This window comes from Vibrio sp. McD22-P3 (assembly GCF_021568915.1).
Taxonomy (GTDB): domain Bacteria; phylum Pseudomonadota; class Gammaproteobacteria; order Enterobacterales; family Vibrionaceae; genus Vibrio; species Vibrio mediterranei.
Genome location: NZ_JAKGTN010000027.1, coordinates 1 through 12,789, shown reverse-complemented (window position 1 = coordinate 12,789; position 12,789 = coordinate 1). Strand labels below are relative to the sequence as shown.

At 43.3% G+C, this 12,789-nt stretch carries 10 protein-coding genes; 8 read left to right on the top strand and 2 right to left on the bottom strand.

The genetic code is table 11. The annotated features are described in order from the left end of the window. Nucleotides 1–81 precede the first annotated feature (81 nt). The gene (locus L2W36_RS23755) at nt 82–864 is read left to right on the top strand and encodes a DeoR/GlpR family DNA-binding transcription regulator (protein WP_171393954.1); all 783 of its coding nucleotides are present in this window, start codon (nt 82–84) and stop codon (nt 862–864) included. 44 nt (nt 865–908) lie between these two features. Here L2W36_RS23755 and gatZ read toward each other — a convergent pair whose 3' ends face one another. Beyond that, on the bottom strand, nt 909–2,171 hold the full coding sequence (gene gatZ, locus L2W36_RS23750; RefSeq protein ID WP_236111770.1) for a tagatose-bisphosphate aldolase subunit GatZ: 1,263 nt from the start codon (nt 2,169–2,171) through the stop codon (nt 909–911). 386 nt (nt 2,172–2,557) lie between these two features. Here gatZ and L2W36_RS23745 point away from each other — a divergent pair, with 386 nt between their 5' ends. Next, complete coding sequence (locus tag L2W36_RS23745) at nt 2,558–3,499, top strand: AEC family transporter (RefSeq protein WP_236111769.1); 942 nt, start codon at nt 2,558–2,560, stop codon at nt 3,497–3,499. Between the two features lie 42 nt (nt 3,500–3,541). On the opposite strand, the gene L2W36_RS23740 is transcribed toward L2W36_RS23745, so the two are convergent. Further along, entirely contained in the window at nt 3,542–4,261 is a 720-nt protein-coding gene (locus tag L2W36_RS23740) for a TetR/AcrR family transcriptional regulator (protein WP_236111768.1), read from the bottom strand. A gap of 270 nt (nt 4,262–4,531) precedes the next feature. Between L2W36_RS23740 and L2W36_RS23735 the strand changes: the two genes are divergently transcribed. From L2W36_RS23735 to L2W36_RS23710, 6 genes are all read left to right on the top strand, one after another. Then, a complete protein-coding gene (locus L2W36_RS23735; protein ID WP_088877754.1) occupies nt 4,532–5,605 on the top strand; it encodes an efflux RND transporter periplasmic adaptor subunit in 1,074 nt (357 codons plus the stop codon). Beyond that, a complete protein-coding gene (locus tag L2W36_RS23730; RefSeq protein ID WP_236111767.1) occupies nt 5,605–6,660 on the top strand; it encodes an efflux RND transporter periplasmic adaptor subunit in 1,056 nt (351 codons plus the stop codon). Before L2W36_RS23735 ends, L2W36_RS23730 begins: the two co-directional genes overlap by 1 nt. Nucleotides 6,661–6,662: 2 nt before the next feature. Next, nucleotides 6,663–9,719 (top strand): efflux RND transporter permease subunit, encoded by a 3,057-nt coding sequence (locus L2W36_RS23725; RefSeq protein WP_236111766.1) that lies wholly within the window; start codon nt 6,663–6,665, stop codon nt 9,717–9,719. Nucleotides 9,720–10,037: 318 nt separating this feature from the next. Further along, nucleotides 10,038–10,271 (top strand): hypothetical protein, encoded by a 234-nt coding sequence (locus tag L2W36_RS23720; protein WP_006070244.1) that lies wholly within the window; start codon nt 10,038–10,040, stop codon nt 10,269–10,271. A 122-nt stretch (nt 10,272–10,393) separates the two neighbouring features. Next, entirely contained in the window at nt 10,394–10,885 is a 492-nt protein-coding gene (locus L2W36_RS23715) for an Lrp/AsnC family transcriptional regulator (protein WP_006070243.1), read from the top strand. A gap of 296 nt (nt 10,886–11,181) precedes the next feature. Then, the coding region (locus L2W36_RS23710; RefSeq protein WP_236111765.1) for a VCBS domain-containing protein at nt 11,182–12,789 on the top strand (1,608 nt) is incomplete at its 3' end.

The following is a 12,789-nucleotide window of genomic DNA, read 5'->3' as shown; positions in this document are numbered from 1 at the left end:
TTGCGGAATCTTTCAAATACCATTGATGTTTTTCGCAATGTGAGCCGCCACGTTGTTTCGAAGTTGTAGAGTGAGGAACGCATGAACCCGTTAAACCGTAGAGAAAAGATACTCGAGCTCCTTAAAAAAGATGGCCAGGTTGCTGTTAAAGAGTTATCAGTATTATTTGATACTTCTGAAGTTACACTTCGCTCAGATCTGAAGTTTTTGGAAAATCAGGGCAAATTAAAACGTTTCTTTGGCGGAGCACAGTCGATTGAATCCCTCCCTCTCACTCAACAAGAGTATGAAGATGAAGTACAAATCGACAATCGATATCAATTAAATTCAGACTCCAAAGAAAGAATTGCTTGTGTGGCCGCTGGTCTCGTTAGAAAAGGTGACTCCATTATCATTGATAGTGGCAGTACCACGCATCTTGTTGCCAAATACCTCGCTAAGGAAGGTGGGTATACTATTATCACGAATAATCTGGCGGCTTCATCAGAATTATTGGAAGCACCAGATACGACTCTAGTTATTGTTGGCGGAACGTATCGCAGTAAAACGAAATCCCTTCATGGATACCAAGCGGAACAGTGCTTAAATGGTGTTCAGGCAGATGTACTTTTTGTGGGAGCTGATGGTATTGACCCCGAGAAGGGTATCACGACTTTTAATGAGGGATACGCTATTACTGGTGTAATGGCATCTTGTGTTCAAAAGGTCGTTGCTGTCGTTGATTCTGCTAAATTAGGGCGTATTGGTTTCAACAAGGTCCTAGATGCTTCTCAGATAGACACCTTAGTGACTGATAGCGGTATTCCAGCTGATACTAAAAGAAAGTTTGAAAATATTGGGTTGGAAGTAATCGTTGTTGATTAATGCTTATGTTCTTAAAAAGGCCAGCATTGCTGGCCTTTTTAGTTTTACTCACACGCTTTGGAGTACATCTCTACTACTTCTTGAATTTTGTCGATCACCAACGTTGTTGGTTCTAGGTCAATGATTCCTTCGCTAACTTTTTGATACTGTTTCGGCATATATTGACTGAGCATAGACAACGGAATTGGGTTTGCTCTTAGGTTGCTAATTAACAGGTTAAATGCGTTTTGAATCCGTGGCTCAGACCAGTAGTAGCGAATACGATCTGAGAAGCTGTAGTGGAGGTTATTAATGATTGTCGAGTGCTTATCACCATAGTATGACTTCCAGTATTTAGGTTCATCTAGGAGAACATCATCAACCACTTTTTTGAAGCGACTACTCTGTTCTATTGAGACTATTTCTGTTTCCATTTCGGCTAGAGCAAATAGTGCTTCACGTAAAGCAAACGTAAGAGCTGGTCCTACTTTTAGGATAGCGAAATGGTTTTCTACTAAATCACTAAGGTGTTCTTGGGTTTGATAGTCGGTAGAATGTGCTTCATAAAGCCATGGAGTGTCTTCTATAAAGCGGGAAATCTCAGAAGCTTTGTCTTTTTTAAATCGAATGACTTTGCTGTGGTCAAATTCTACCCCCGGCTGAACTACGACCGCTATTACTCTACTCAATGCTTCGCTAATTCCCAGCGCTTCGAAAGCTGTGACATGAGTGTCAATGGTATTTCGGATATCAGTGAGCTTACTTACATGTACTGCTTCGATTTCAGTAGCTTCTCCTCCAGGAACAGGGACCTCTGTACCAATGACGTAGGTGAGTTTTGATTTTAGCTCAGGAGCAATATGCGTTTCTGCTACTTTACACATTTCCGCCGACCGTTTTGCGACAATCATAGGGTCGAGTGGGATATCATCGTCAGCACAAGACATTGAGGCATCTAGGTGTATTTTTGTAAATCCAGCTTCCACATAAGCTTTGATTAGCTCAAGGGATTTTGCCATAGCAGAACTTGCACTTTCCTGCTGCCAGCAGTTTGGACCTAAGTGGTCACCGCCGAGAATGATTCGCTCGATGGGGAAACCGACTTTAATTGCAATATCATGAACGTAGCTTACGAAATCTTTCGGGTGCATTCCTGTATAGCCACCAAATTGATTCACCTGGTTTGATGTTGCTTCGATCAGTACTTGTTTTCCTGACGTAAGTTCGTATTTTAGTGCAGCTTCAATGACTAATGGGTGAGCTGAACATACGGAGTAAATGCCCAACTTCTGATTGTCTTCCTTGTGTGATCTTACGAGTTCTTTCACAGCTAATCTCCAGTTAAAATTATCTATTCCGTCTTTCAGCGACGCTATATCGCTGATTGATATCTCTAGTAATGATAATTTAAAATCAATCGAATGTCTTCGATTATTTACGAGTTCGAAAGTTTATGTGATGTTGGTAGTGTTTAAAAGGTTTTCACTAGGTTGGATACCATTTTTCTCTGTCTTTTTGATTCCGTTATATTTCTTTTAGTTTCGATTTTGTATTATTAAGGGAAGTGAAAAATAGTTTGCGGTGAGCACATCAGCTAACAATATTGCGCACTTCCAGAGTTTACAGAGTGATAATATAGCCTTTGCTTGTTAACTGGAGTTGTTGCCATAGTTCAAGGGTTTGTAGGCGATACGGATTTTGTCGAGGAGATTTTGTGGTTCAGCAACTAATAATTATGCTGGTTCTTATAGGTGTCAGTTTTTTTGTGGGAATGCTTATTCAGCACTATGCGCCGACACGCTCAGAGGCTTTAAGGTCATTGGCGAGTCAATCATCGCTACTACTCATTATTCCTTTTGCCGTCATTAACTCTTTGTGGCAGTTGAGTGGTGTAGATACTGAGTTACTGATTGTGCCGTTGCTGGGAGTTGGAGTTATTGGCTCTGGTGCAGTAACAGCTATCTTCATTTCTCGAATTTTCTCTTTATCGCGGATTGATTTTGCCTCCTTACTCCCCACTACCAGTTTCTACAATATTGGTGCTTTAGGTGCGTTGTTTGCCTTTGTGTTTTTTGGTGAAGATGGTGTGGCCTTGCTTGCGCTATTCAAGTTATTTGAAGAAGCGATCTATTTCGGCTTGATATTTCCTTACTGTCGCGCGCAGGGAAAAACAATGGGTGACAAAGCTCATCATTTTTGGCGCAATCCTGTTTTTGTAGTTTCTGTCAGTGCTTTGTGTACGGGATTACTCTTGTCTGTTACCGATGTACGTCGACCTTCCATTTTGTCAGATGTTAGTCAATGGCTTATACCACTTGGTAGCTTGTTACTTGTATTTGCCGCTGGACTAACTTTTCATCTTACTGGTTCGAGAAAGTGGGCTAGAATTGCGATAACTGCGTCTATGACAAGGATTGCGTTTGGTGTTCTATTTGTCTTATTTGCTTTTTGGTCTTTGGATCTCTGGAGTGCAGCTAGCGGAGTCTTGCTGCCGCTTTGTATCATTCTAGCCTGCATGCCTTGCGGCTTTATCGGGGTATTACCTGCTAGGTTGTATGGTTTGAACACGGCGGTGGCGAATACATGTTGGATCGTGACATACTTTATGTCACTTGTTGTAGGCACGTTTTATTTCTTAGTTTCCTGGAGTGGATGAGAGATCGTAGTTTAACCCTCAATCCACAGCATACATGCACAATTATCTTGGACACTCACCCCAATCACAATCAACTTGATAAACAAGCTCATCGACCTTTGTCGGCTTCAAACGGTCTTGTTCACCTATAGACAGCTCATTTGCAACTTGTGCTTCGAACAGCGACCAGTGTTTGACCAAACATTCATCCAGATCTGTGGTTTCCTGTGACCATGTTTCTTTGAGCATGGGGAGCATACAAGCAGAACCGTGGGCGAACATCATCAGTTTCCACTTCAGCTCATGCATAATGAGTGGCGTTTGTGGGGAATTTGCGTTGTAGTCATCAACCAACTTGAACACGATGCTCTCAATTTCTCCGGTGCTATCAATAAAGTAGTCGAAGAATTCATTTTCTTGACGCATTGCGTCTGCGATAAGTTGGATCGGTTGAGGAATGACAATGCAGTGCGCCAACATACCTACAGCAAAACGGTAGACTTTGACATTCGCGGGGGTGTCTTCTGGAAGCTGATCGAGAAGATAACGAATGTACTTTTGCATATACGCGTGAAGGTGGTCGCTGATGCCATACCAAATTTGTTCTTTGCTACCGAAGTGGTGACGAATCAAACTATGAGAGACGCCTGCGCGCTCACTAATATTGCGTATGGATACACGCTCATAGCCTAGCTCACAAAACATTTCTGCTGCGACCGTCATGATCAGGTTTTTCGTCTCTTCCGCTGCCGTTGCGCTGCGACGACCTTTTTTCTTTTCCACTCGATACCTTCTAAATTCAATCAATCCTATACAGGGTACTGCAATAATGTGCTCGACGACAAGATTCGCATCAATCCTGTCATCAAGAGCAGTAAATTTACTGAGTTAATGTCACGACTTCTTCATATAACCAAAAGCGATAAAGTTAGTCGTAAAAATTATACTGCACACATGTGCAATATTTATTGATCTCTTTCAAATTATACTTATACTGCACACTTGTAAAGTAATTAACTGCACAAGTGTAAAATATAATTTGGGATAAATATTATGAAAACCCATCGTCTATTCAAAACTAGTGGTTTGATTGTGTTGCCTTTATTGGCAGCCGTCGGCCTGTCCGGTTGTAATCAAGCACAATCGGAAATTAATGAACCCGTGATCAAGCCAGTTAAAGTGGTCGAAGTTCCTGAGTTGAATTTCTCGCCAGTGAGCAGTTATTTGGCGCAAGTGGATGCCACAGACCGAGCACAGCTGTCGTTTCAGGTAGCAGGACAAATATCTTCGATAGATGTGAAGATGGGTGAAGCGGTGAGAGCGGGTGAAATTCTAGCGACACTTGACCCAACGGACTATCAAGTGGCCTTGGATGCTCGTCAAGCTGAGTTTGATCTCGCACAGTCCCAATTAAAACGTGCCGAGCAGTTATTTGCTAAGAAGCTTATCAGTGCCGATGCCTTTGATCGCAATGAAACACAGTTTAAGGCCTCACAGGCTTCGCTTGAGCAAGCTAAGGCGGATCTAGGTTACACACAAATTATCGCTCCGTTTGATGGTGTGGTGTCAGTTACTCATCAAAAACCATATGAAGTGGTCGGTGCCAAGCAGCCCATTCTGAATCTCATTAGTAGCCAAGACTTAGACGTTACGTTCGCTATTCCGGTCACTGAAGTGAAGAACATGACGCTGGATGAGCTTAAGCATCAGCACTTTTTCGTCACGCTAGATAGCCATCGTAACCAGCGTATTGAAGCGTCCTTTAGAGAGATTGCGATGCAGCCTGATCTTGATACCAATAGCTACGCAGCGTCAGTAAAAATTACTAAGCCAGAAAATATCAATGTACTCGCAGGCATGTCCGGACAAGTACATATCCAAAGTGAAACCACAGAACGTGCGTTTTCTTTGCCTGTTGCCGCATGGATTAACCAGAACGAAACCAGCGGTAAGGTTTGGCGCTTTGACCCAGCGACCCATCAAGTTCATCAAATCAAGCTTTCACTTGATGAAAAGGGTGACGTGACGGCTGGTTTACAACAAGGCGACCAAATTGTAGTAGCAGGCGCGGCAAACTTAGCCGAAGGACAGCAAGTCAAATTATGGACTCGTGAGGGTGGTATCTAGTGAAAAAGTCAATATTAGCATTAGGTTTAGCTGCCCTTACGTTGCAAGGCTGTTATTCAGATATCACTGTGCGTGAGCGAGCACCGTTGCAGGTGGAGACGATTGAAGTTCAAAAACCTGTTGAACAGCAATATCGCGAGTTTCGTGGCCAAGTGGTCACAGCTGAGCAGACTAATCTGGCGTTCCGTATTCAAGGTGAAATCTCACACTTACTCGTGAAATCTGGTCAATCGGTGAAGAAAGGTCAAGTTGTCGCAAAGCTTGATGACCAAAAACTTCAGCAACAGTACCGTGATGCACAAGCACAATTTGAACTAGCGACCAAGCAATTGCGTCGTGGTGCGGAATTATATTCAAGAGACATGATCTCTAGCTCTGAGCTGGATGAATTAACGTCCAACAAGCAGCTTGCGAAAGCGCAGTATCAGAACATTCAACATCAGATTCAATATACCAGCTTGAAGGCACCTTTTGCGGGTGTGGTTGCGAGTGTTGATAAAGAGCGTTTCGAGAATGTTGGGCCTGGTGAAACCGTGGTGTCTGTCTATCAAGACGACAAGGTGTACGTGAAAATCAGTTTGTCGGACTACATTCTTGCATCGATTACTCCACAGGCTCAGAAAAATGCTTATCAGCCAAGAGCCTATTTTTCTGGTGTAGATCAAAGCTACAGCATGAAGTATTTGGAGCACTCTAGCGAGCCTGACTCACAAAGCCGTGCCTATGAATTGTGGCTTCAGATGCCTCAACCAACTGAGAAAATCCTTCCTGGTACGAGTGTTGCCGTGAACGTGGACATGGTGGCAGCAGGGCTAAGTTCAATCCAAGGCTATCAGTTGCCTATGACCGTGCTTGAGGCCGGTACTAAGCAAGGCGAGTTCTTTGTATGGAAACATGCTGAAGGAGTCGTCACTAAGACGCCTGTTCACGTGGATCAAATAAACAGTTTCGGTGTGATTGTTGATACTGGTGTTACCCAAGGCGACGTGTTGGTGAGCTCTAACTTGAGAAAACTGAGAGATGGTGAAGAAGTGGCTCTCAAGGGGAATAAATAACAATGAGTTTAACGGAATATTCAATTAAGAACCGCGTCATCAGCTGGTTGTTTCTAGTCATTTTAGCTATCGGTGGCGTGCAATCTTTTATGGATCTAGGTCGTTTGGAAGACCCTGCATTTACCATTAAAGATGCAATGATTATTTCTACCTATCCGGGGGCAACATCCACGGAAGTCGAAGAAGAACTGACGTATCCATTAGAGAAAGAAATCCGCAAACTCCCTTATATCGATAACATCAAATCGACATCATCTTCGGGTCTTTCTCAAATCATGGTTAGTATGAAAATGGACTATGGTCCTGATGAGTTGCCACAGATTTGGGATGAGATGCGCCGAAAAATCAATGATCTACAACCGCAGCTCCCAAATGGTGTGAGCTCGGTACAAATCATTGACGATTTTGGTGATGTGTTTGGCGTAATGATCATGCTCACGGGTGATGGCTATGATTATGTTGAGCTTAAGCGCTATGCGGATTATTTAAGCAGAGAGCTTGAGTTAGTCGATGGCGTAGGCAAAGTGGCCATTGCAGGCGATCAGCAAGAGATGCTGTTTGTTGAGCTATCTCTAGAAAGGTTGTCAGCACTGAATCTGGACATGAATGCGGTGATGGGGTTGCTTAATCAGCAAAACAGCGTGCTTTCCTCTGGCGAGATTATGATTAATGGCGAAAGCTTAGCGATTCGTCCAAATGGTAGCTTAGATTCCGTTGAGTCATTGGAAAATCTGATTATCCATGGTCGTGATACCGGAAACTTGATTCGTCTTAAAGATGTCGCGGATATTTCAAAAGGTATTCAAGAGAAACCGTCGAATGTGATTACGTTTAACGGTAAGCCTGCTATTAACCTAGCGATTTCATTTTCGTCTGGGGTTAACGTAGTGGAAGTCGGTAAGGCGTTAGATGTACAGCTGAAATCATTAGAAAGCATCAAACCTGCGGGCATTCATCTTGACTACTTCTACAATCAATCGGCGGAAGTAGATAAGTCAGTTCAAGACTTTGTAGTCAGCCTTGCTCAAGCGGTTGGAATCGTCATTTTAGTGCTGCTGTTTACCATGGGAATGCGTAGCGGCATCATCATTGGTGCGGTTTTGCTGCTAACGGTGTTTGGTACTTTCATTATGATGAGTATCAATAATATCGAGCTACATCGTATTTCTCTGGGCGCGTTGATTATTGCTCTGGGTATGCTGGTGGATAATGCCATTGTGATTGTAGAAGGCATTTTAGTAGGGCTAAAACAAGGCCAAACCAAGAAGCAAGCTGCAATGGGTATCGCTAAGCAAACTCAATGGCCACTGCTTGGTGCAACCATAATTGCGATTACAGCATTTGCGCCTATTGGTTTGTCTCAGGACGCAACTGGTGAATTCATGGGGTCTCTATTTTGGGTTCTGTGTTATTCACTGTTCCTAAGTTGGATTACCGCATTAACGTTGACACCGTTCTTGGCTGACTTACTGCTGAAGGAATCAGACAAAAACGAGAGCGCAGATGACTCTGACCCATATAAAGGTGTTTTGTTCACGGTCTTCCGTTGGTCATTAAAACTTGCTCTAAAACTGCGTTGGTTAACCGTCGCGGGCATGGTAGCAATGCTCATTGCCGCGGTGATGGCGTTTGGTTTGGTGAAACAGTCATTTTTCCCACCATCTAATACGCCAATGTTCTTTGTCGATATGTGGATGCCTGAAGGAACGGATATTCGTCAGACACTTAAGCAAACAGAAAAAGTGGAGCAATACATTCAAGCGCAGGATAACGTTGAGTTCGTCTCTACGTCGGTTGGTCAAGGACTACAACGCTTCATGTTGACTTATCAGCCAGAGAAGAGCTACGAAGGCTATGCTCAGCTGCAAGTACGAGCAACTAGTCGCGACAATATGTTTGAGCTACTACATAAGTTAGATGATAACTTAGCGAGCGAATTCGCCGCACCAACGTTCCAGCTACGTTTAATGGAGTTCGGTCCGTCGCCTGCTTCAAAGATCGAGGCTCGTATTATAGGTCCAGATCCTCAAGTACTACGTGATATTGCGGTACAAGTTGAAGATGTACTGATTGCTGATCCAGGGGCGCGAAACATTCGACATGATTGGCGTGAAAGAACCAAAGAGCTAGTTCCTCAATTTAACGAGTCGAAAGCGCGTCGTTTGGGTATCTCTAAAGAGGATTTATCTAACACACTTCAGCTGGCATTCGGTGGCAATACCATTGGCATATTCCGTGATGGCACTCAGATGCTACCTATCGTGACTCGCCTAATTGAAGATGAGCGTGTGGACTATGCGTCTTTGCAGAATATTTCCATATGGAGTCCAATGCTTCAGACCTATGTTCCGGTCGAGCAAGTCATTGACAATGTTACTTTGGATTGGCAAGAACCTATTATTCAACGTCGTGATAGAAAACGTACATTAACCGTACTGGCAGATCACGATGTGCTTGGAGATGAAACCGCAGCAAGTTTATTCGCTCGTGTTAAGCCACAGGTAGAATCACTGCCTCTGCCTGATGGCTACACGATCGAATGGGGTGGCGAATATGAATCATCGAAGGATGCGCAAGAAGCGATGTTCAAATCCTTGCCTATGGGTTATTTATTGATGTTCATTATTACCATGTTGCTATTCAACTCATTGAAAAAGCCTTTGGTGATATGGCTTACTGTTCCACTGTCGATCATTGGTGTCGCATTTGGTCTCTTACTATCCAATATGCCATTCAGCTTTACGGCGTTACTTGGATTGTTAAGCCTGAGCGGTATGATCCTGAAAAACGGTATTGTTCTGATGGATCAGATCAATCTTGAGCTGGAAAGTGGCAAGGATCCGTATTTAGCGATTGTTGATAGTGCTGTGAGTCGTGTGCGTCCAGTGAGTATGGCGGCCTTGACAACTATTTTGGGGATGATCCCGCTGGTGTTTGATGCGTTCTTTGGCTCTATGGCGGTGACGATCATGGCTGGACTTGGATTTGCGACGGTACTGACTTTGATCGTGGTGCCAGTACTGTTTGCTATTTTCTTCAATATCAAACCAGCTAAGTAACTATCTAACGAAATTAAAGCGTCGAGCCCACTCTTAGGAGTGGGCTTTTTTGTACCAGTTAAATGCGCACTTTGTTGATTATTAGTAGTGATACGTGATTTTCGCAGCAAGATGACATAATTTGCTTGCATCTTGTTACACTTTCGGTTTTTTGGAGGGGTTTGTAAGTTAATTTCGAAATCTTGATCAAAAATTCGCAAAATAATGACCAAGAATTTGGAATAGCTGCCACATTTTTTGCAATGATCGTTTTGTAATTCTATCGACCTTTTACACAATATGGTCACGAAATGATCAGACCAGCTGGAGACAATGACAATGCCAACTAACTACTGCGCAGCATGCAAGAAAGATACAGCCCACAAAGCCGTGATGCGACGCAGTCCAAATGATAGTACTTCCATGCTCCAGAGCTTCCAGCAATTAATGTCTCAACTTGTCACAGGTAGTGGTTATTACAAACTAGAGCGTCAGCTGTATTGCCGAGTTTGTAATAAGCAAAACCAAGAAGCGGCAAAACCAGTCATGAGTCAGCAAGCAAACTTAGCGTAATTTTTTCAGGCTCCCTACGTTTAACCTTTTGGTTTTGTTGTGAGTTTGTGATCTGACGTCTATTTACATGCATAACGATTGATTTACAATCGAGAGAATGTCCATTCGCTCGAGATAAATCAATGGCTTCGCTCGCATTAGATAAAATCGATTTAGAAATACTAAGAATACTCAGCCTTAAAGGTCGCATGCCGATTGTTGAGTTGGCTAAACAGGTCAATCTAACAACGTCTCCCTGCTCTGATCGGGTTAAGCGACTAGAAAAAGAAGGCTTCATTCTTGGGTATCATGCGGAGCTCAATCCAGAGAAACTGAATTTGGATGTCCAAGTTTTCATTCATATTCGACTCGATCAAACCAGTTTTTCCATCTTCGAGAAGTTTGCCAAAGCGGTAGAACTGATGCCTGAAATTGAAGAGTGTTACTCTCTATCGGGTGACTTCGACACAATGATCAAAGTTCGCACCAAAGATATGAAGTCCTATCAAGCATTTATGTCCACCAAGTTGGGTACTTTGCCGGGGGTGATTCAAACTCGCAGTGAAGTGGTCATTGAGGAGCATAAAACTGGGTTCGGCGTTAACCCTGAGCTTTTAGACACGCTCACTACCTAAACCATACAAATCATTACCTTTATCCTCTTGTTTTAAACGAAATGACTGCTTGTTTTCTATACAGATGCCTTTTGGTATTTCGTTTTTGAGACTTCCCCTAATTTAATTCCAATTTCAATTTATATAACGATAAATATCTGATATTTACATTATGCATATAAATTAGAAATGAAGATGAACAAACCTATAATGTTTGAATGTGCGAGAGTGCATATCAACTAAATGGTGTTTGGGTATCGAAGTAACAGTTTTTTGAACTTTTAACCAGAGTGAAGTCGGTTTTAAAGGAGCTCGCCATGAGTATCGCTGCATTAATGGGGCTTGTGAATGTCACAGGAACCCTAGTTCTTGATTCACAAGGAAAATTGGTCGTATTACCAGAAGGGGTTGATCCCCGACCTGGAGACGTAGTGCTTGAACAGGTTGCCGAGCAGCCTAGTGATGAATTAGAGGGCATTAAGCTCGCTCAAGTCGACGTTCCAAGTGATGATTTTGGCTCAAGTCTGCTGCAAGGTGATCAAGATGCACTAGACATCATTGCTCAAATTGAATCCGGTGAAGACCCGACTCAAAATGAAGATCAAGCCACGGCTGCCGGTGATGGCCTAAGCTCCAGTATATCCGATGCGGCAACCGTTGAAGCGATAAACCCACAAGTTCAAGCTGCGACTTTCTTCGAAACAACAGGACTTGATCCTCGCAGTCTTAACGATACCCAGACTAATACACTCCTAGATATTTTCTCTAATGCCGCCCCTGTTACTGTCTTTGATTTACGTAATTACGATGAAGAATCGCAAGATGGTCAGTTAAACCTCGACTTTCCTATTGACCCGAATGGTGATGTGCTGACGCTCACTGTCACAGAGCTCCCTAAATTGGGTACCCTAACACTCGCAGATGGCACACCGGTTACGTTAGGTCAGCAGTTAACACAAGCTGAGTTTGAAGGTTTACAATTTGATGCGCCAATGGAATACACCGCAGGTGAAGATGCTGGCCAATTTACCTACACAGTTGACGATGGTCGTGGAGAGATAAACTCTGTTCAGTCGGGTGGTGTAGCCATCACCATCAATCCTATCAATGATATTCCTGTGATAGTCGAACCAGGGGAAGGGAGTGTAACCGAATCTGGTCACTTCGATAACGGCGATATCGACGCAGGAAATGACACTGCGACTGGCCAAGTTGTTGCGACAGATAACGATACCGACTCGGTTCTTGCTTATTCAGTCGCTAACCAATCTGACCAATACGGCTCTATCTCTATTGATAGTAAGACTGGTGAATGGACCTACACCTTAAACAACAGTTCTACCGCGACACAAGCTCTAGCAGAGGGTCAAACTGCTACATCTGAATTCACGGTTTTGGTTACCGATGACAAAGGTGCGGTGGTAACCGATACGATTGTAATTACAATTACTGGAACAAATGATAAGCCAGAGTTTTCGACTTCAAGTAACTTCTCTGGGCAAGTTGTTGAGGCTGGTAACCTTGACGATGGAACAGAGGTAGCTGGTCAATCAATAGTGTCAGGTACGCTTGTTGCGAGTGATGTGGACCAAGGCTCAAGTTTAACTTTTGCTGTGGAAGATGGAAGTAGCGACTTTGGTAGCTTACAAGTGCAACCTAGTGGTTTGTGGGTCTTTAATCTCGATAATAATTCCCCTCAAACACAGGCACTTAAAGAAGGTCAAACACAAGAAATTCAATTTACCGTCAGTGTTACTGACGACAAAGGCGCTGTGACCTCGGAAGTTGTTACAATTACTATCACGGGTACGAATGATCAGCCAACGTTTAATGCCAGCAGTAAGCTTGTTGGTGCTGTGACTGAAGCGGGCCATGATGACGATGGCAATGTTATATCAGGTACACCAACGGCTACCGGTACCTTG

What these genes read in the sequence shown, in the direction of transcription:
- L2W36_RS23755 (WP_171393954.1), top strand. Translation starts at nt 82, where the DNA reads ATGAACCCGTTAAACCGTAGAGAAAAGATACTCGAGCTCCTTAAAAAA.
- L2W36_RS23735 (WP_088877754.1), top strand. Translation starts at nt 4,532, where the DNA reads ATGAAAACCCATCGTCTATTCAAAACTAGTGGTTTGATTGTGTTGCCT.
- L2W36_RS23725 (WP_236111766.1), top strand. Translation starts at nt 6,663, where the DNA reads ATGAGTTTAACGGAATATTCAATTAAGAACCGCGTCATCAGCTGGTTG.
- L2W36_RS23720 (WP_006070244.1), top strand. Translation starts at nt 10,038, where the DNA reads ATGCCAACTAACTACTGCGCAGCATGCAAGAAAGATACAGCCCACAAA.
- L2W36_RS23715 (WP_006070243.1), top strand. Translation starts at nt 10,394, where the DNA reads ATGGCTTCGCTCGCATTAGATAAAATCGATTTAGAAATACTAAGAATA.